At 48.5% G+C, this 19,907-nt stretch carries 14 protein-coding genes; 7 read left to right on the plus strand and 7 right to left on the minus strand.

The genetic code is table 11. The features are described from left to right. Positions 1–13 precede the first annotated feature (13 nt). A complete protein-coding gene (locus tag MTR11_RS10115) occupies positions 14–730 on the plus strand; it encodes a class I SAM-dependent methyltransferase (RefSeq protein WP_124008149.1) in 717 nt (238 codons plus the stop codon). Next, positions 727–2,376 carry a glycosyltransferase family 39 protein gene (locus MTR11_RS10120; RefSeq protein ID WP_134646228.1) on the plus strand — a complete coding sequence of 550 codons (1,650 nt, stop codon included), beginning with the start codon at positions 727–729 and terminating at the stop codon, positions 2,374–2,376. Before MTR11_RS10115 ends, MTR11_RS10120 begins: the two co-directional genes overlap by 4 nt. 29 nt (positions 2,377–2,405) lie before the next feature. Here MTR11_RS10120 and MTR11_RS10125 read toward each other — a convergent pair whose 3' ends face one another. Then, entirely contained in the window at positions 2,406–4,397 is a 1,992-nt protein-coding gene (locus MTR11_RS10125) for a U32 family peptidase (protein ID WP_243327437.1), read from the minus strand. Between the two features lie 228 nt (positions 4,398–4,625). Between MTR11_RS10125 and MTR11_RS10130 the strand changes: the two genes are divergently transcribed. Beyond that, a complete protein-coding gene (locus tag MTR11_RS10130) occupies positions 4,626–5,072 on the plus strand; it encodes a DUF302 domain-containing protein (RefSeq protein WP_218768643.1) in 447 nt (148 codons plus the stop codon). A gap of 96 nt (positions 5,073–5,168) precedes the next feature. Here MTR11_RS10130 and ptsG read toward each other — a convergent pair whose 3' ends face one another. Then, positions 5,169–6,611 carry a glucose-specific PTS transporter subunit IIBC gene (gene ptsG, locus MTR11_RS10135; RefSeq protein WP_025500127.1) on the minus strand — a complete coding sequence of 481 codons (1,443 nt, stop codon included), beginning with the start codon at positions 6,609–6,611 and terminating at the stop codon, positions 5,169–5,171. A gap of 253 nt (positions 6,612–6,864) precedes the next feature. Between ptsG and MTR11_RS10140 the strand changes: the two genes are divergently transcribed. The 3 genes from MTR11_RS10140 to MTR11_RS10150 are packed head-to-tail and all read left to right on the plus strand — an operon-like array spanning position 6,865 to position 10,239. Beyond that, the gene (locus tag MTR11_RS10140; RefSeq protein WP_031850184.1) at positions 6,865–7,572 is read left to right on the plus strand and encodes a response regulator; all 708 of its coding nucleotides are present in this window, start codon (positions 6,865–6,867) and stop codon (positions 7,570–7,572) included. Further along, positions 7,562–8,992, plus strand: coding sequence for an ATP-binding protein (locus tag MTR11_RS10145; RefSeq protein ID WP_140215248.1), 1,431 nt, complete (start codon positions 7,562–7,564; stop codon positions 8,990–8,992). The genes MTR11_RS10140 and MTR11_RS10145 overlap by 11 nt, the downstream gene beginning before the upstream one ends. Positions 8,993–8,994: 2 nt before the next feature. Next, complete coding sequence (locus tag MTR11_RS10150; RefSeq protein WP_243327438.1) at positions 8,995–10,239, plus strand: ABC transporter substrate-binding protein; 1,245 nt, start codon at positions 8,995–8,997, stop codon at positions 10,237–10,239. Between the two features lie 74 nt (positions 10,240–10,313). Here the strand turns inward: MTR11_RS10150 and MTR11_RS10155 are convergent, their stop codons facing one another. The 5 genes from MTR11_RS10155 to MTR11_RS10175 are packed head-to-tail and all read right to left on the minus strand — an operon-like array spanning position 10,314 to position 17,561. After that, a complete protein-coding gene (locus tag MTR11_RS10155; protein WP_243327439.1) occupies positions 10,314–11,516 on the minus strand; it encodes a type III PLP-dependent enzyme in 1,203 nt (400 codons plus the stop codon). Further along, positions 11,509–13,338 carry an IucA/IucC family protein gene (locus MTR11_RS10160; RefSeq protein ID WP_243327440.1) on the minus strand — a complete coding sequence of 610 codons (1,830 nt, stop codon included), beginning with the start codon at positions 13,336–13,338 and terminating at the stop codon, positions 11,509–11,511. The genes MTR11_RS10155 and MTR11_RS10160 overlap by 8 nt, the downstream gene beginning before the upstream one ends. After that, positions 13,310–14,515, minus strand: coding sequence for an MFS transporter (locus MTR11_RS10165; RefSeq protein ID WP_243327441.1), 1,206 nt, complete (start codon positions 14,513–14,515; stop codon positions 13,310–13,312). The genes MTR11_RS10160 and MTR11_RS10165 overlap by 29 nt, the downstream gene beginning before the upstream one ends. Before the next feature lie 5 nt (positions 14,516–14,520). Continuing rightward, on the minus strand, positions 14,521–16,353 hold the full coding sequence (locus MTR11_RS10170) for an IucA/IucC family protein (RefSeq protein WP_243327442.1): 1,833 nt from the start codon (positions 16,351–16,353) through the stop codon (positions 14,521–14,523). Further along, positions 16,350–17,561, minus strand: a complete 1,212-nt coding sequence (locus MTR11_RS10175; RefSeq protein WP_243327443.1) for an ATP-grasp domain-containing protein — start codon at positions 17,559–17,561, stop codon at positions 16,350–16,352. Before MTR11_RS10175 ends, MTR11_RS10170 begins: the two co-directional genes overlap by 4 nt. Positions 17,562–17,811: 250 nt before the next feature. Here MTR11_RS10175 and MTR11_RS10180 point away from each other — a divergent pair, with 250 nt between their 5' ends. Continuing rightward, entirely contained in the window at positions 17,812–19,848 is a 2,037-nt protein-coding gene (locus MTR11_RS10180; protein WP_243327444.1) for a TonB-dependent receptor, read from the plus strand. Positions 19,849–19,907 lie beyond the last annotated feature (59 nt).

Genomic DNA, 19,907 nt, shown 5'->3' on the forward strand with positions numbered 1-19,907 from the left:
AAAGAGGTGACTTATGAAAACGAATCGGCAAGAAAAACAAGATTTCTACAGTGATTCTGAAACGGTGAAAAAGTATGAAGATCTACGTTTTTCAAATGTTGGTGGACAATTTGTACATCAGTCTGAAGTGTCTTTGTTTTCACAGTTTCTTAATATCTGCTCCTTGCAAGAGTCAATTCTAGATATACCCTGTGGCACGGGAAGAATGCTTCCAACTATTACGGCGTCTGGCTTTCAACAGGTTTATGCGGCAGATTACTCTGATGAGATGCTCGCAGTTTGTTACGAGAACCCTTTGCTCCAAAAAACACATTTTTCTAAACAAGACATCTATTCAACGACATATCCAGAGCAGCAGTTTTCAGTAGTATTATCTAGTCGTTTTCTGTTTCATTGCGATGATCAAGATCGGTTGTTTGCAGAGTTTGAACGGTTAATTGCACCAGAAGGATATCTTATTTTTGATAGCCTAAGGTGGTCTCCGCGAACTTGGACCCGACTTTTTTCGGAACAGCTAGGAGGAGATGTTTACACCAATAGCACATCTAGTATTTACAAGCTGGCAGATGCACACGGTTTCGAAGTTATAGACTCTCAAGTGATCCTGCTCTTTCCTAGCTTTGTCTATAACTTTATTCCAGGCATTTTAATGCGCCCGTTGATATGGCTTGAGTCAATTTGGCCGAGTTTACTCAAAACGAAACAAGTTTGGATACTTAAGAAGCGATGAGTGAAGCAAGAGTTAGATGGCTACTTGGGATTAACTTAAGTCTGTTATTCGGTTTTTATGTTTACATCATATTCAATCTCGCGCTAGTTAATGATGATTACATGGCGCTTTATACCACATGGTTAATGAGCGTTGGGAAACGGCCGAATCTTGACTTCAATGTTGATAGCTATACTTTGCTTTTTGATTGGATGACTCCAGTTTACTTTTTCTTTGGCGATCGATTCGAGCTTATTTACGTTTTTCGTTCGTTTTTTGTTTTGTTTTTGTTGGCGATAGGTTGGCAAGTCTATGTTCTTCTTCGCCAAATATTTACGGTCAATATTGCACTCACTACATTGTTATTGCTCTTTGCCTCTTCTGCGATGGTGATGCGTGGCATTGACCTTCGTCCTGACCTCGTTATTCTTTTTCTTTGGTTACAAATAATCATTGTGTTGTATGTGTGCCCAGGAAGTGATGCTCATAAATTGTTTTGGGTGGGGTTATTATTCGGGCTTGCGATACTCTTCAAATTTAAGGCGATTTTGATTGGCGTAGTGATTGGTCTCTTCGGGCTTATTCGGCTATTTCAAAAGCGCTCCGCACGGGACTTTGTCTTGGATGTCAGTGCGCTTTTGTTAGGCATTATCTCTTGCACGGCTTTGTTTGTTGCGACCGTTGGAATCTCTTCACTTGAACTGTTTTTGTACACGACGTTTGATTTATTTCTGTATTCGACATCGCATGTTAGTGACGCAAACTCTCTGAAGGTTGATGTACTGATACAGTACTTTTTACATGATATTGTTTATTGGCTGTTTGCTCTCATAGGAGTAGGAATATGTGTCGGTAAGTGGAAAGTGCTGTCGTTTAAGCAAGCTCAGTTTTTGATAGCTCTGGTTATATTAGCTGTGTTGTCGGTTTTGGCTAACCCCCACTATCATGCATATAACTTGGTCACACTTTACCCTTTGCTTGCGGTATTTGTTGCGTTTTCAATCCAGTACGTTGTTTCATCTACTCGGGAGTGGTCGAAAGGAACGGTTGCCACTTGTATCGTACTATTCTTGATTGTGATTGCTCGTATCATCCACTATCCGGTACAACATAATAATCAGCACCAAATCGCCCTACACACATTCATAGAAAGGCAAACGCAAGTTGACGATGCGGTCTTTGCCTATGAAGGAATAGGTCTTTTTCGTCCATCGACTTATCATTGGCGAACATCTGCCATCAAGATAGACAACTACTATCGGGGTCAGTATGACGTTTGGCAGGAAATTCGTGCAGTAAAGCCTATACTCATCGTCGAAAGCTATCGAATTCCTGATTGGTTATTAGAGGAGGACCGTGATGCTCTTCGGCAACACTATGTATCTGTTGCTCCGCTTATTCTGACTCTTGGGTTAAAAACACAATCTAGTGTTCGAGGCGATTTACTGCGCTCGGGTTGGTACGTGCTAGAGAGTGACCGCTTGAACCGTTGCTTTATTGATGGTGTTGATGTGTCTGTCGGAGAGAAGATATGGCTCAACTTCGGGGCGCATACACTAACGTCTCAAGACGGCACTTGTACTCTTCATTGGTATTTTTCTCATCTTGGCATTGAGGCGCTCAGGCAAAGCAATCCTGAGAGTTCCCCCTATTTGTTTGGCCCTTAGTAAAGGTTGTAGAACTTAGTTTTGTTCCCCTACAACCCCTTTAAATACTGCGCGTTGGCTGTTGGTTGAATCATGGCATTCAGCGTTTGGACGGTTTGTTCGCTGTGTTCTTCAAGTAGAGCTAAGAACGCGTCAATCAACTCAGGTTTGCTTGCTGAGACTTTCGTTTCGGTCTGGATATCACGCAGATCGATCAACACATCGGTAAATAATTGAGGCAGATCGTGCAGCACTTGCAGGTTTAAGACGTTGTGTTCGCTGTAGATCGAATTGTGGCTGCCTTTCTGTTTTTGCACCACGTAAGGATTGTCTTTTAAGTTGATGATAGACGTGCGTTTATCACAGCGTTTCAAACAACCTTTGTTGACCTTCACCTTACGGCATCCTTCGGTTTGTTGGAACAAACATTGGCGGCTCGTGAGTAGGGTATTTGGATTATAAATGCTGTAGAAGCTGCGCATGTTTTTCGGACGCTTGATATGGCGCATCTGCTTCATATTCAGCTCGTTAGAAACAAACGCGCCACTTGCCGCGAACTCGTCTTGAAGGCATTTAAACGCGTATGAGTTCACCGTGTTCATTTGTGGGCCTGCCACCCAGCCTAAGCCGAGCTCTTTTGCGATCATGCCGACGCCTGAGTTGTTGGTGATCAACAACTCAGGTTGGATGGTTTCCAAAAATACGCGCGCGGCGTGGTAGTCTTCGCCAATCAAAATGGCTGGGAACCAAGGTTTGAGCATTGGGTTGGCTTGGAACAACTCCATCATCGCGCTCAGTTCACCAGACAATCCCATTGGCAATTGATAGTAAACATCAATGTCTTGGTATTCGTACAGCATGGCTTCTTGTGCTGACGAGATCAGAACCGATAATTTTGGCGCACCTTGGCGAGGTTCTGGTTGAGGTAACGCTGGCAGAGTTGGCACATCAATCGACCCTTTCAAGCTGCAGCCGGATACTTGTGTCGAAGCGACATCGAACGACTTGGTTTGCTCTGCCACTTTCTCAATGATCGCGGTTTTGTCGTCGTAGAGTTTCTTTTTCACCGCTTGCACATCATCAGCAGATTGGCATTGATAAACCTTCGAAAAATGCTTTACAGCGTGGTCGCGCGGGTTGTCGATGTACATCGCCTTGCCGAAATCACCTTGCAAAAATGCGTTGGAGAAATCACGGTTGAACACCGTGTATAACTCGGTAGTGTCTTCAGAGAGCTCCAAACCTTCGCACAAGCGATCGATTTGCTGACGCCAATTGTCGACCACGGTATAGACGTAGTGCGATTTCTTGATTCGTCCTTCCACTTTTAATGAATACACGCCAGCATCGGCAAGCGCTTTCAAGTCCCCAAAGGCGGAGTTGTCTTTCATATTGAGTGGGTAGTTGTTACCTGTTTTGGTCGTTTCGTACTGTTCGCGACAAGGTTGGCTGCAGCGTCCACGGTTACCTGATGCACCATTGCGAGCGGAACTTATGTAGCAAATTCCGGAGAATCCGATGCAGTATGAGCCGTGGACAAACACTTCCATCATTACGTTGTGCTCGCGACCAAATTGCGCCAGATGTTTTATTTCATCGATGTTAAGTTCGCGAGATAGATTTACTCGGCTTGCGGTGAGCTGGTTGAGAAAGAGGATCTGGCCTTCGTTATGCGTGTTTAGTTGCGTTGAAGCGTGCACATCCAAATCGGGAAAGTGATGTTTGAGAATGTAGGCCAGACCGAGATCTTGCACGATCACGCCATCGATTTTGGTGGTGTTCAGTTGGCTGAGTAAGCGAACAATCGCTGGAATTTCACTTTCTAAAATCAGCACATTCAACGTTAGGAAAATCTTACAGCTGTGCTGATGGGCCAACGTTAACACGCCATTTAAGTTATCTAAGGTGAGGTTGGTCGCTCGGTTACGAGCATTGAAGCGGTCGAGCCCACAGTAAATTGCATCGGCGCCAGCGGCAATGGCGGCTTTGATGGAATCTAAATCACCACCGGGTGCTAATAACTCAAATTGATCGCGTGTCACTATTTTTCTCTTTCTTACTAAAATAGGCGGCAAATGTTACGTATTTCACGCTTTTGATGCTCGGCTAGTTAATACTTTATTAATCTGAATCAATTAATCCGTGTTACACGGTCGACTCTTGAGTGGGTAGGGTGCAATTCGCGATAGCGGAATCTGACTTCTATAGTTTTCCTACACTTGGTTTTTCTATATCTAGTTTTCGACTCAGTAGAGAGGAAGGGACGACAAATGAAAAAAGTAATCATCGGGTTGGTCGTGGCGTTGACGTCATTGAGTGCGTTGGCTGGTGAGGGTGTGGTAACCGTTGCGAGCACGCATTCAGCAAAAGATACGGCGGATAAATTTGTCGCTATCGCGCAAGAAAAAGGGTTGAACGTCTTTGCGCGCATTAACCATCAAGAGAATGCCGTGAAAGTCGATATGACGTTGCGACCAACCGAAGTTATCGTGTTTGGAAACCCTAAAGTGGGCACGCCACTGATGATCTGTGCGCAGGAAGTGGCGCTCGATTTACCCCAAAAAGTGTTGGTGTATGAAGATGATGAAGGCAAAACGTGGTTAGCTTATAACGATCCTATGTATTTAAAGCAGCGCCATCATATTGAAGGCTGTGACGAGGTATTGAACAAAATCAGCGGCGTGCTGGGCAATTTAACCAACGCGGCGGCGAAGTAGGGCTGGTTATTGGCGTCGCTTTTTTTACTCCGAAAACGAAAAAGCCAACCTCACAAGGAGGTTGGCAAATCTTACCTAGATTGGGGGGAGGTAAGATCAGGAGGTGGCGAGTACGCTGTGCACTTCTGACTTAATTGAGTCAGACTGCGTGCCGAAAATCGCTTGTAAACTGTCGCCAATCACTAACACATCTCGCGCGCCAAGTGCTTTTAGCTTAGCAACATCAACGTTGGCAATGTCTTTCACCGAGACGCGCAGACGAGTGATACACGCATCAACCGACTTGATGTTGGCTTTGCCGCCCAATGCAGCTACTACATCCACCGCAATTTCATCAGGTTGTCCGGCGATCTTCACTTCTGCAATGTCGGTTTCGCGACCCGGCGTTTTCAGATCCAACTTCACAATTAGGAAGCGGAACAAGCCGTAGTACAGCGTCGCCCAGATTGGACCGATGATGATGAACATCCACGCGTTGGTCGACATTGGGTAGTAAAGGAAGAACTGAATCGCACCGTGCGCAAAGTCCGTACTGTGTTTGATTTCCAAAAATGCAGTGATCGCAAACGCAATACCAGTTAGGAAAATATGGATTACGTACAGCACTGGCGCGACGAATAGGAAGGTAAATTCGATTGGCTCTGTGATACCAGTCAACCAAGAGGTCAACGCCGCAGACATCATCAAACCGCCGACGATTTTCTTACGCTCAGGAGACGCGCAGTGGTAAATCGCCAGTGCCGCTGCTGGTAGTGCCCACATCGAGTACATAAAGCCACCAGACAGATAACCTGCGGTTTTATCGCCCGCGAAGAAGCGAGTGAGCTCACCAGTAAACTCTTTGCCGGTTTCTGGGTCTACATAGCTGCCGACTTCAAAGAAGAACGGCGCATTCCAGATGTGGTGCAAACCAACCGGGAGTAATGAACGTTCGCCCGCGCCGTAAACCGCCCACGCGAGTACAGGGTTTTGGTACGCTGCCCAATGAGAAAATGCATCAAGAAGTTGTCCGACAGGTGGCCATGCAAACGCGAGAATCGCACCAACGACGATCGCCGATAAACCGGTGACAATGGGCACAAATCGTTTACCTGCGAAGAAGCCCAAATACTCCGGCAGTTTGATGTTGTAGAAGCGGTTGTACATAATTGCCGCGACCGCACCGATAAAGATGCCGCCAAACACCCCGGTTTGCAGCGTCTCAACGCCCATGATGGTGGCGTCAGTTTCTAAGCCACGCAAGCCTGTCACGATACCGAGCGATGCGTTCATAATAATTAGGCCAACTAAGCCAGCGAGCGCCGCGGCACCGTCATTACCTTTTGATAACCCGAGCGCCACACCGACCGCAAACATCAACTGCATGTTGCCGAACACGCCTTCACCGGCGGCGAGCATCACTTTGTTGACCGCGTCTGGAATAAACGCAAACCCCGCATTACCAATCCCCAGCATCAAGCCGGCCACCGGTAACACCGCCACAGGCAGCATCAACGACCGCCCTATTTTTTGTAGTTGTCCAAATATACTTGCAAACATGGTTTCCTCCTGACGAATGCCAGTGTTGTAGGACCTGATTCCTTCAGGTCATGTTGTTTCACGTAAGGTCAGAATGATCATAGCGAGCAAGGCGGCGCCTAAGGTTACAAAAGGCAATCAGTTTGTAAGTGGCCGCTTACAAATCTCTTACACCGAGAAGTGAAAATTGTAATCGGCTCGATTGTGAATGTGCGTTTAAGAATGCATCATATTGGCCAGCGCCAAACTCAGGGACGGACACAGGGAAAGTAGGATGGAAAACAAGCAGATACTGGTCGTCGATGACAACCTCGACCTTCGCGAAGCGTTGTCAGATTACCTTGGCCGCGCTGGGTTTGAAGTGCTTTGCGCAGAAAACGGCGGCGTGATGTGGCAGCTGCTCAACGATCACCATCCTGATTTGATCATCCTCGATATTATGATGCCCGGTGAAGACGGCTTTACCCTGTGCCAGAAACTGCGCAAAAACTCCGATATCCCGATCATCATGCTGACCGCCGTCACTGAAGAAGCCGACCGAGTCGCAGGGCTAGAAATGGGCGCTGACGACTACATCACCAAATCATTCAGCCCGCGTGAACTGCTCGCGCGCATCAAAACCATTCTGAGACGCAGCCAATCGACCGCCAATAGCAAACTGACGCGTAAAGTGCGTTTTGACGATTGGTTGTTGGATACCGTAACCCGGCAACTGACCCACATTGCTAGCCGCGAGGTCAAGCAACTGAGTGGCGCGGATTTGTCGCTGCTCGGTTTGTTCGTCAACCACGCGCAATCAATATTGTCTCGCGATGACATTGCGCGCGAGATCTGGGGACGCGATGCCGACCCGTTTGAACGCGGCATTGACGTGCAGATCAGCCGCTTGCGTCATCACCTTGAAGATAAAGACCGCTCGCTGATCCTAACGGTGCGCAATAAAGGCTACATGCTGACCACGGACGTGCACTATGAGAATTAAACGCTGGACGGGATCACTGGTCGTTCGTACCAGTGTGTTCTTGTTGTTGGTGATCATTCTGGCGCAGGTATTATCCGGGATAATCTGGTATCAACACGCCAGCGAACGCGATAAAGAAGGCCTGACCACCACGGTCAAAAGCTTAGCACTGAGCGCTTCTTCCACCATCGCTTTCTTTCAAACCCTCCCTTCGGAATACCGCCACTTGGTGCTCAATCAACTACGCAACATGGGTGGTACGCGCTTTTTCGTCTCACTCAATAATCACCAGATTGAGGTCGACCCACTGCCAGAGAGCGAGCGCAAAACGTTGGTTATCAACCAAGTTCGCGAGGTATTAGAAAGCGAGCTGAGCGGCATTCCTAATATTGAGGTGGAGTTCACCCAGCGCGACAAACTCAAAGTGTTCAACAACGAGCTACCTATCGATGAACTGCCACTATTGTGGGCGCATTATTCGCTTTCGTTTGGTGACCTCAACCCACCGATTCTGGTGATGCAGGTCGAAGTCGCACAGAACGAATGGTTTTATCTCGCGGCGGTCCTACCCGCGCCTTACATCAACCTAGAGACTAACTATTTTGAGCTGCGCCAATGGCTGACGCTATTGGTGTCCGCGCTAATGCTGTTGCTGTGTACCTGGTTTATCGTTCGCAAAGAAATTCAACCCATTCGAGAGCTGGCAAAAGCCGCAACCCTGATGTCGAGCCGATTAGACGTGCCCGAAGTCTCTGAGCGAGGCAGTAACGAACTGAAAGCGGCAGTACGTGCGTTTAACAAAATGAATCGACGCATCGACAGCCACATTAAAGACCGCGAGATGCTGTTCAGTGCCATTTCACACGATCTGAAAACGCCAATAGCCTGCCTAAAACTGCGGGCGGAAATGCTAGATGACGACGCCGACCGAGAACGCTTTATCCGCCTGAGTAACGACCTAGACTTGATGGTCAAAGGCGCATTGCAATGCATTAAAGAGACCGATATCCACGAGGAAATCGAGCCGATCAATTTCACCCAACTGATTCAGCACATTTCCGCCAATATCGCCGATGCGCCGGACACAATTCGCATCCACGGTGAAATCCGCACCCACTTTGCTGGTAAACCGTTAGCGATTAAGCGCTGCATTCAGAATCTGGTCGATAACGCGCTCAAATACGGCCATCAAGCGGACATTACGCTGAGTGAAAGCCCAGAGTCGATCCAGATTGAAATTGAAGATCACGGTGATGGTGTTGACGATTTATTACTTGAAAAGCTCTGCCAGCCATACTTCCGCGCTAGCAACGATAAAGAAGGCAGTGGGCTGGGATTAACCATTTCACAGAGCATTGCAAAGGCTCACGGCGGCAACTTGTTGCTGAGCCATTCTCAGTTTGGCGGCCTCTGCGCCACACTGACTTTCCCGAGAGACTGACTATGAACAAACTGGCATTCTTGTTCCCACTGTTGCTCGCCCCTTGCGTCGCTCACGCTGAGTCGCCACAAGGGGTAGAGTTTTTACATTGGTGGACTTCTGACGGCGAGCAGCAAGCGCTGCAAACACTTAAAGCTCAGCTAAAACGGCACGATATTGAGCTGCTGCAAAGTCCGGTGTTAGGCGGTGGTGGTGACAGCGCGATGACGGTACTGCAAGCTCGCGCGCTGGCGGGCAATCCACCGAGCTTCGCGCAAATCGAAGGGCCAAGTATTAAAGCGTGGGATGCCATCGGTATTTTGCACAACGTCAACGCGGTGGCCGATGAGCAGCGCTGGGACGAGGTGCTCTACCCGCTGTCTATCGAAATCAATAAAACACAAAACGGCTATATCGCCCTGCCACTTACGCTGCACCGTTTGAACTGGTTGTGGGTCAACCACAAGCTGCTTAAACAGCTGAATCTGTCCGCGCCGAAAAACTGGCAAGAGATGTTCGCTGCCATGGAGCTTGCTAAGCACAATGGCATCGTACCGATCGCGGTCGGTGAGCAGCCATGGCAAGTCGCCCAACTTTTCGAGAACTTAGTGATCTCCACTGGCGGCGTTGAGTTCTACACCAATGCAATGGTTAAGCTTGAGCGAGACAGCATCGACAGCGAAAAACTGCGCCAAGCGCTGACGCAATTTCGTCGCCTAAGTTTGTTGATCGACAACCAATTACCCGACAGCAAGTGGGATACCGCCACCCAAGCGTTAGCCAGCGGTAAGGCGCTGTTTCAAATCGGTGGTGATTGGGTTTTGGGTGAGCTGCTCGCCAATCAAGTTACGGTTCCTCAAGAGATTGGTTGCTACCCAACGCCGGACAGCGATGGTGTATTCCTCTACAACATGGACAGTTTGGTGTTTATGTCGAGCAAGTCGTTTTCTGCCCAGGCGGCGCAGCAAACCGCAAGCGCGCTGGCAGACGTCGAGTTTCAAGCTAAGTTCAATAAGGTAAAAGGCTCGATTCCGGTACGTACCGATATCGACATCAGCGATTTTAATCCGTGTCAGGTCCAGTCATATCAAGACTTTCATTATGGCGTTAAACACAACCTCGCTGTGCCGAGTATGATTGATTCGATGGCGGTCAATCCGGTTGCTCAGCAAGCGATAAACTCGGAAATCTTCCGATTTTACCGCAATCCCAAGATGGAACCCGACGAGCTGATAAAACGCATTATTGCTATTTCGCAAAGCGGTTAATGGCAATGAATCTGCGCCGAGATGGAATAAAAAAGCCCCAATGATTGGGGCTTGAGTGAAGCGAAGTATGCCGTTTAGAAATAGTGGAAGATCGGCGGTTCATGCATCAAGAAGTTTTGATGGGAGATGTTCCACGCATAGGCGCCCGCTAAGGTAAACACAACGTAATCACCAATATCGACGTGGGCGACGTGTTGATTGCGTGCCAGCACATCTTTGGGCGTACAAAGCTGGCCGACCAAGGTCGCTTGTGCATGCTGAATTGGGTGAGAAATCTCATGGTGTTGCTCGCTTTTCAGGATGACGAATGGATGATCATGGCTCTGCGCTGCTGGCGTGCGGAAATGGTGGGTTCCTCCGCGCGCGATGACAAAGTTTTCGCCAAGATTTTGCTTAATATCCAGCACTTCCATGACGTAATAACCACATGCCGCCGTGATGAACCGTCCGCATTCAAAACGCAGTGTCCAATCTTGCACTTGCTCTTTAGCGATGAGGAATTCCAACTTGTCGCAAAACTCCATCCACGGAAAGTGTTGATCAGGGTTTTGGTAGTTGATGCCCATGCCGCCGCCCAAGTTGATCATCAGCTCACCGAGTTCGAACTCCTGTTGCCACGCTTTCACGACTTGGAAATAGCGCTGCATTAACGCTAAGTGACGTTCAACATCAAGCTGATGCGACATCAAGTGAAAATGGAAGCCTTTCAGTGACACTTGCGGAAAATCGCGCAGCAACATCAAAGTATTGCTCAGTTCGGATTCGTCCAAACCAAAAGGAGTCGGCTTGCCGCCCATTGCCAACTTGCTGAGAGTGATGTCGCCAATATCGATGTTCATACGCAAAAAGATCGAAGCAGGGCGGTTGAGGCGCTCGGTTAGGGCACCAATGCGTTGCAGCTCAGTGAGGCTTTCGACGTGAATCGCATCGACATCAAGTTCAATCGCTTGTTGCAATTCATTTGGCATTTTTCCTGGGCCGCCGAAGATCAATGGCTTATCGAGTTGTTGCTGGTGGAGGTGTGCCAACTCCCCACCAGATGCTGCTTCAAAACCATCGACATACGGCGCGAGCGTTTTGAGAATCGGGCCCGATGGATTGGCTTTGGCTGCGTAAAATAGCTCGACATTTTTCGGCAAAACGTGACGCAGTTGTTTGATGTGTTCTTCTAAGGCGTTTAGGTCATACAAGTACGCGCATAAGGGTTGATTTTGCTGCAGTGCGAGCGTGTGAACTTGCTGGCTAACGCGTGTCGGTAGGGAGAGTGAATTAGGCATGTTGCGCTCCTTTTTCGTGTTGCTGCCAAGGCGCGGCGACTTGGGTATAGCCCGACTCCTTATCGGCTTTTTGCATCAAACGCGTGGTGAAATTATTTTTGCTTGGGAAGTGACCGCCATTCAGCAACGCTTCTAGTTCCGGCTGTTTTCCATTCACTGATTGCCAACGCACAATGGCACTTTGCACCGCATTCCACAGCGTTTGCTCTAGTGGCTCATCACCTTCTGCGATGAAGAAAATCGCTTCGCTGATGTTGTTGATAAAGGTGCAGTATCCGATGCGATTCCAGCCTTGTTCGCGACTGTAGTAAACCGATTGTCGCGCGCGTTCAGACAAATCAGTTAATGTTTCTGCTGGCCAGAACTCTGGCAGTAATTTAGTGCCTTCCAAATCACGAATCCAAACACAACACGGCATCTCTTGCTCAAAGCCAATCAAGGTGTTTTGCAAATGCGGCTCAAACGCCACCCCGTGTTTGAAGTAGTAATTAAACACGCCCGGAATTAGGCCATGCAAATAGCGTTCAAACCACAGTGTCGCGATGTCGGAATAGCGATTTTGCGTAGTACGCGCTTTGTTTTTAAGGCGTTGAGCAATGCAACTGTTGCCGTTTTTGTCGTAAGCAAACAGAGCGCCAGCGAGGGTTGGTTTTAATATGTCGACTTCGCTCAGCGAGAAATTTTCGCGATACAAAATCCCAAACGATTCGCGCGCTTTGGTGTTGTTGTCCCAGTTGTGCTCAGCGACACTTTCTAGATTCAACGTGGTGGCGTAAGGCTCTGTCATCACTTTAAATACAGGGTTGTGCAGCTGTTCGTTTTCTCGAATCGGTTTGAGAATCGACGTGAGCTGCACGGCGCTGTCGAGTTCGTACCACGCGTTTTTGCGCACGCAATTGGTTAATCGTACGTTGATGGAGAATTTCGCAAACCAGTCCATATCTGGGTGGTAGAGGGTACGAACTGAAGAGGTCGGCTGCATCTTTTCACCACCTAAACCCAGTGGCGTGATCTTGCCTTGTTCAATGGCACGCTTCACGCTTGGGTTGCTCAAAATGGTGTAGCTTTCCCAAGGATGACAAGGGTAGAGGGTCTTCCCATTGCTGGTGGCGTGTTGTGGCGCGAGCTGTTGTAGCATGCGTTGCGCCGGGTTAGCTTCTCCGTCGGAACTCAGCACATCAAGTAAGGACGTATCCACTTCAAACCAGTATAGCGGGACTTGTGCGCCGACTTCTGGAGAAAACGCCAAGAGATCATCCATGGTGACGCCCGAACGACTTTTTGGGGTCGGATGGAAAGTGTGCCCCCAAATCAGAGATTGTTCCGAAGCGATAAATTCGTTGTGATGCGATTTGGACCCGACGTTGAGAAACTGCTCGGTAACCAGCACGCTATTTTCCAGTTGTTCGATCAGCTCATGGTTAAACGGGATCGCCAACACCTGCTTGAGATAGTTAAGCAAAAGCGTAAGAGTTTGCGTGGCATCCAATTTTGCCCAACCAGATCCCGGCATTTTCGCCCAAGGCAGTTCTGCCAATTTGATTTTGCCAAGTTTGCTCGCGTAGTGAATCGGCAAAACCAGCACGCCATTTTGTTGAGAAAGATGAACGGCTACCCGCTGCTTGGCGGAATAGTTGCGTTTTAACGTTTGGGGTAGCGATGTCGATTGGTAGTGCCATTCCACTTGTTGATTCGGTAGCGCAAATTCACGTAAGTAACAATTAAGAACACCCATTATCGTGTTGAGTTGGGCCTTCTCGCGATTGAGCTGCACATCATGCGCGCGCAACTCGCTAGTCTGAGAGGATTGAGTTTGTAACATGTTGATTTCCAAATTTTGAATGGAGAACCAGCGCGATCAAGGTGATTACGCTGACTATCGCAGAAAGTAGGAAAGGAACCTCAAGTAGCCCCAAGCTAGAAATGAAAGAAGCGCAAAATCCCGCCGCCACGCCCCCCCATTTGGACATGGCATCAAAGCGAGAAAATACTTTGCCACTGAGTTTGCGATCCAGATTGCTCGCAAGATGCTGATGCAATCCGTGATAACAACACACCATCGCGATGCCAAAGATAATTCTCGCAGCAATGAGTGCGGTTTCGGACGCAATCAAATGCAAGGCAGAGCTCACGGCAAGCAATGCAAACCCGAGCCACAACGTGCGCAGCGGTTGATGGCGATTCAGCCCATCTGACAACACGTGGATTTTGCCTGCCAGCAACAGATAGACGCCATGCGGCAGTGCGTACAAAAAACCGATCCATGCGTGGTTAGTGATGCCATATTGCTGCACAAACGGCGAGAAATAAGGAAAGGTCACCACCATAGAAAACGCAAACCCGAACTGAGCAAAGAAGATCCAACGAATAGCATGCATTGCGTTTTTCTGTGCAACAGGTTGTTCTTGCTGAGATTCTGAGTTTGGCTTTTCGAGGTTTTGGTCGGCGGGTTTATCCGCTGGCAGTGTTAGCGTGATGCCCATAGCAATCAAAGGCAAAACGCATAACCACAGGTACGCGTTGAGTGGGTCGGTCTCTGACAAGCTCCAGCCGAGCCCAATGGGCGCAACGATCAGCGCCAAGCGAGCAGATAGCTGGGTTTTATTGAGTGACTTGCCGAGTGTTTTGGCTTCTTTAATTTGACTAGATAAGTAGCTGTTCGAAGCGGCCATGGTGCCGCCAAAGGTCCCTTGAACAATAAGACCAAACACAAACATGGCGAGGTTGTCTGCTAAGCCGCATAGCGCAAACCCTGCTGCAAGGCCAAGTTGCGCGCGCAAGAGTGAGCGGCGGCGACCGTAGCGATCAGCAAAGTTGCCCCAAAATCGCGCCGCCAACGCAGTACAAAACGTAGGTAGGATAAACAATACTCCTGCCCAGTCTGCATCAATGCTTGCGCCTAACGTTGGCAACACGACGGGTAGAAATAGCGGCATACCTAACGCGGCAAACGCAGCGATAAAGTGGCACAACAACACACTGTAGATGAGTTTGGTCATAATCGTTAACGTACGCTTTTTTTGATGGCTTCTATGTAGGCGCGTTGCGCTTCTTCGCTAGAAAGCAGTAAGAAGTTCGGGGCCGACAAACCATAGAACTTATTGATGTCGCTCGCGCCGGAGGCTTCTTTCGAGAGCAAACTGCCAGAGCTCAACAAGTACTTGGCGTACAAATCAGGCGCATCTTGCAGTAACTCGCGTGCCAGTTTTGTCTCTAACCCTTCGCCTTCCAATCGGTTGAGTTGCTCTGCAATGCTTTTGGCCACGATGGCGTAAAGCGATGCTGAAGAGGCAATGCCCTTCGCTGCCATGGCTTCTACAATCGCTGCGATATCCAATTGTAATGTGATGGTGGTAAACATCTGACCGAGCGCCAATTCATTGTAGACTTTGATGCGTTGATCGAGCAGTTCATCGCAATCCACTGGAAGTAGTTTTGCGCCGTGTTTTTGGGCAGCATGCTCTGTTGCAAAGTGGAAGCGCTCTGGCCAAATTCGCGCCGCGTCGTTGTCTTTCATCGCGAGCGTCATTTTGCCCTGTTGATCAAATGCAACGATGGCGTTTTGCTGGTTGGACTCCAATGCGATGCCATAACGAAGCCACAAGGTGAGGTGCACTTGGCAAAGAAGGTCGACGTAATCTTGGAACCACGCCAGCGTATCTTGTTGATAGTACTGCTCTGCCAAATGTTCTAAGAACAAGCGGTCGTCAGGCATTGGGCTTGCCAGTGCTGCAACCGGAACTAACGCTTTGTCTTCGCAATGAGTAAGTGGGTACTCACGTACGATGTACGCGAAGGTTTTATCCTCGCCGACGTGTCCACCGTGTTTTTCGTTGCAATGGAACAAGCGATTGTTTAAGTCAGCGTCCGTTTGCTCAAGGTGGCTGAGTAGGCGTTCAAACCAGTGGCCGTCATACAGTGTAGAAGGCTTGATTAAGCGAATGTTTTTCGTGCCTAGCGATCGCATGATCAGCGGAACTTTGATGTGAATATGCGGCGCGTCGTTGACTACCACAGTACGAACGGAAAGCGTTGGCGTCACGTCTAGGTACGTAAACGGCGCTTCTATCATGCCTTCGGGTAAGGCTTCTAAAGAGCGAAGGGTGAGCGGATGCGCAGGGAACAGTACGTGGCTCAGTGCAAAATCAGCAGGAAGCCCCACTTGCTCCATCGTCGGCCAGCAATCAGGTTGTTCGCTGGTTAATGTCACCAGTGATTTTTCAATCGCAATCCAATGCAGAGCAAAGCTTTGTGCGAACTCGGGCGCGTACTTAGCAAGGTCTTCATCGCTCAGACCAAACTTCGCCCGCGCAGTTGGATAGTACGGGTGGTCAAGGTAAGAAGCGATCTGGTCGGCAAGCAGTAGCTTTTTATGCCAAGAACCAAGCTCGGATATTGGTTGAGAAATGTGGTCGGCGTGGTGACAAAACGCTTGGTCACACAGCGCTTTGTGTTTCTCTGCACATTCCAGTTCTTGAAGGTACCCCGCCAACAATTCGTGAGAGCTCTCATGCGCCAGTGTCGTTAGTAGCGCAATCCACTCTTGATAATGCTGCTGATGCTCGACTTGACCATTTTTCTCCACCCACCAACCTAGCGGCGCTTCGCCATTGGCTTGGTCGTAACACCAATGCTGCATGTAATACGTTGGCGCAACGGGTAAATACAACGTGAAATCAGAGTTGGCAAATATCAGCCAGACTTGCTCGTCTTGAGGAACAATTACCCCTTTTGGCGCGTCGCTACTGAACTTGGCTTTTGACAAAATGCCAAACATGTCTTCGCGTAAGCAAGTGTCGATCAATCGTTGCGTTAGATACAAAGCGTTGTCATTCATGCTGCCACCTCACGAGTCGGAGCTAGATCGAAATTGCTAAGCGCGTTCTGCAGTGCTTGGTCGAGGTTTCGCCCTGATGGTGAGACAATCGAAATTCGGGCGAGATAATCCTTGTTGGAATAACTCTGTTGGAAGTGTTCTCCAGCGGTTTTTAGTACCTGTTGCTGGGTGATGATATCGTCATCGTGTTGGATGAACGACGTCGAATCTCCATCAATCACACCACTGTGTTCGGCAACCACGTAGTGCACGTGCGCTGAACCATGAATTTGGTAATCGCCGTCCAATCTTCGGCCTAAATGCAGACCTAAAATTGTGCTAAACCAACCGAAGTGAGCGAGATTGTTGAGCAAGAATTCGCGGCCATCTCCAATACTGCGGTAGTTAATTTCCACCAGAACCGGGCCATTTTCCGTAATGATAAATTCGCTATGGCAAACTCCAAAACCAACGCCGAACGCTTTCAGTTGAGCCAAGCAAGCTTCTCGGTGAGCAATGCCGTTTGGTCCGTTCCAGTCTGCGGCGGTTTCGATAAAGTAAGGCGGCTCTGAGAGCGACACATCAAAACCGCCCACGGCGATAAGGCGCTCACCATCTCCTAAAGTTTCGAGCGTAACCAACGGCCCTTGAAGGAATTGCTCCACCAGAATGGCGGCGTTTGGGTGTTTTTGCCAAAACGCATCGCAGTATGCGTCGAGCTCGCTTTGGGAGTCACAGCGCTGCACATCTAAACTTGCCACGCCTTCTTTGGGTTTTGCCACGACAGGAAAGGCCATGCCTAATGCCACATTCGCATGGCGGTGCAGCAAACAGCTTTGTGTGTTGGGTAGGGCTTTTTCATTTAACACTTGTCGAGTTAAGTGTTTGTTTTTGGCTTTTAACGTGACAGACCAATCTTTGGATGGGAGGCCAAAAAATTGCGCGCAGATGGCGGTGGAAGTTTGTAAGTGATCACTATTGCTGAAAATAGCGTCTGGCTTTAATTCATGCTCCGTGATGGTTTCGATGAGTTCTAATGGGTTGAAGACATCACATTCTAGAATGGTATCCGGATTAAAGTGACTATCACGACTCGCCAGCTCTAAATGGCTGAGCTTATGGTCGGTGATAAGAACGACGTGAAGGTCCATCGCTTTAGCTGCAGGCACGAAGCCGTGAGTGACTGCATCGTTAACGACATGACTTACGATAATCATCGTAGATTTCATGAGCTTTCCTAATTTTCTAACATTTTCTTCTAACGTTGATAAAGTCGCTCACGGTCGTCTTCCAATGTGCCTCTCGCGAGACGGAGGGCAGAAGTTTTAGTGTTTATTGTTATTATGTTTGGTTTTTTTTGTTGTTAGTTGTGTTTTTAGGGTAAATAAATATAGAGCATAAAATTAATATTGCAAATAGAAATAATATTTGTTCTTATTTCCATCCGTTGACTTTATAACAACTAAACGGAATTATGGAATGAATAAATTATTGACCCTGACCCCCTTGGCGGTCGCGATTGGTTCTTCACTAGTAGCACCAAGCGCAGTGGCTTCAGAAGAGACGAACTCAACCTCATCAGCAACTGAAACGATTCAAGTCTTCGGTCATCAGTACGAAGGTTATGCTGAACACATGCCTCAATCAGGCACCAAAACCGATGTGGAATGGCTTGATGTGCCACAAGCGGTATCTGTAGTAACGAAAACAGAAATGCAAGACCGAGGCGCGGTGCGTTTAGTGGATGCGCTAGATGGGGTAGCCGGGGTCAATAACACCTTGGGCGAAGGCAGCCGCGATCAGTTCATGATCCGTGGTTTTGATTCACTCAACGATATGTACCGTGATGGCTTGCGAGATGACGGTACGTTGCAGTCTTACCGCAGCTTAGCGAACGTTGAACGCGTTGAAATTGTGAAAGGCCCTGCGGGTGCTTTGTATGGCCGCGGTTCGGCTGGGGGCATCATCAACTTGGTGACAAAACGCGCTAACGGTGAGAATTTTACTCACGTAAACGGCAGTGTAGGTAGCAACAACCAGTATGTTGGTCAGGTCGACAGCTCAATGGCGTTTTCAGATAAGGTCAACGGGCGTATTAACTTGGAATACCGTCAAGCCGACTCGTACGTTGATCATGTTGATTCAAACGATTTCTTCATTGCACCGACCATTCGTGTGTTACCAGCGGATGGTCACACCATTGATATTGACGTGGAATACGCCCATCAAGAACTAGTGCCATATCGTGGTGTGCCATCAAAAAATGGCAAGCCAGTTGATTTGCCAGTAAGCACTTACTTTGGCGGCACAAACGACTATCAGGAGTCAGACAGTCTCCGTATTGCGGTGGATTACGAATGGCGTCTGAATGATCAATGGGTATGGAACAACCGAGCGGCGTTCAACCATATCGAACTTGAGCAAAAAGGCACGCGTCAGGGCAAAGTGACGGGTAATGAAGTGTCTCAAACCGTCAACAACTTTGGTTACGATCCGCGTACTACGACCACTTTACAATCTGAGTTGGTTTGGGAAACCAGGGACAATCAATTGATGGTGGGTGCAGATTTCAACCAGATCGATATCGACCTAACGTTGGCAAGTGACAAAACGCTTCCTCCGCAAAATATCTACGACCCAGTCGTTGGTCCAACGCCTGATCCGGGCTTTAAGCCATTTCGTGACAATACCACCACCACGACAGGTTTGTATGTGCAAGACGTCTATACGTGGGGTGACCTTTCTTTGATCGGTAACGTGCGTTACGACTCGATGGAGCTAGAACAACAAAAAGCGGGCTCAGATAAGGAAAAGTTGGATGATGACAAAGTCAGCTACCGTGCTGGTTTGGTATACCGTATCAATTCCGACACATCCGTATACGCCAGTTTAGCGCGCTCTTGGCAGTTACCGTACGCTGGTATCTACATCAATCCAAAATTGGCGGAATTCTTCCACACCGACTTAAAAGAGGTGGGTGCAAAAGCGTACCTTTTGGATAACGCATTAATGTTGAATGCGGCACTGTTCCAGATTGATCAAGAGCAACCACAAACCAACGTGGACGGCGATGTGATCGATAAAATTGAAGTGCGTCACCAAGGCATTGAATTAGAGGCTCGCGGTCAAATCACCAAACAGTGGGACATCTCTGTGGGTTACAGCTATTTGGATGCGGAAGACAAAGCCACAGGCAAAAAGCCGAACGATGTATCAGACCACTTGTTCTCTCTTTGGAGCACTTACCAATTGGATGACAACTGGCGTTTAGGCGGTGGTGTGAAGTACGTGGGCGATCGTTACGCAGGTAACGACGAAGCAGTCGCACTTGGCGATTACACAACGGTGGATTTGATGGCGGCGTACACCACTGGTCGTCACAAAATCCAAGCGAACGCTTACAACATTATGGATGAGAAATACATTCTTGGCGCAACAAACGGCACGTCTGGCTTAAACCAGATTGGCTACGGCGCACCTGCCGAGTTCATGCTCAGCTACGGATATCAGTTCTAGGCTTTTTGTGCGTAGTTAGCGCCTGTTAGCCAATTTTTACCTCATATTGAGGATGTTTA

The organism is Vibrio sp. CCB-PB317, assembly GCF_022808245.1.
In the GTDB taxonomy this organism is placed as follows: domain Bacteria; phylum Pseudomonadota; class Gammaproteobacteria; order Enterobacterales; family Vibrionaceae; genus Vibrio; species Vibrio diabolicus.

Coding starts and splice junctions, on each gene's coding strand:
- MTR11_RS10115 (WP_124008149.1), top strand. CDS start 14: ATGAAAACGAATCGGCAAGAAAAACAAGATTTCTACAGTGATTCTGAA.
- MTR11_RS10120 (WP_134646228.1), top strand. CDS start 727: ATGAGTGAAGCAAGAGTTAGATGGCTACTTGGGATTAACTTAAGTCTG.
- MTR11_RS10130 (WP_218768643.1), top strand. CDS start 4,626: ATGAAAAAAGTAATCATCGGGTTGGTCGTGGCGTTGACGTCATTGAGT.
- ptsG (WP_025500127.1), bottom strand. CDS start 6,611: ATGTTTGCAAGTATATTTGGACAACTACAAAAAATAGGGCGGTCGTTG.
- MTR11_RS10140 (WP_031850184.1), top strand. CDS start 6,865: ATGGAAAACAAGCAGATACTGGTCGTCGATGACAACCTCGACCTTCGC.
- MTR11_RS10145 (WP_140215248.1), top strand. CDS start 7,562: ATGAGAATTAAACGCTGGACGGGATCACTGGTCGTTCGTACCAGTGTG.
- MTR11_RS10150 (WP_243327438.1), top strand. CDS start 8,995: ATGAACAAACTGGCATTCTTGTTCCCACTGTTGCTCGCCCCTTGCGTC.
- MTR11_RS10155 (WP_243327439.1), bottom strand. CDS start 11,516: ATGCCTAATTCACTCTCCCTACCGACACGCGTTAGCCAGCAAGTTCAC.
- MTR11_RS10160 (WP_243327440.1), bottom strand. CDS start 13,338: ATGTTACAAACTCAATCCTCTCAGACTAGCGAGTTGCGCGCGCATGAT.
- MTR11_RS10165 (WP_243327441.1), bottom strand. CDS start 14,515: ATGACCAAACTCATCTACAGTGTGTTGTTGTGCCACTTTATCGCTGCG.
- MTR11_RS10170 (WP_243327442.1), bottom strand. CDS start 16,353: ATGAATGACAACGCTTTGTATCTAACGCAACGATTGATCGACACTTGC.
- MTR11_RS10175 (WP_243327443.1), bottom strand. CDS start 17,561: ATGAAATCTACGATGATTATCGTAAGTCATGTCGTTAACGATGCAGTC.
- MTR11_RS10180 (WP_243327444.1), top strand. CDS start 17,812: ATGAATAAATTATTGACCCTGACCCCCTTGGCGGTCGCGATTGGTTCT.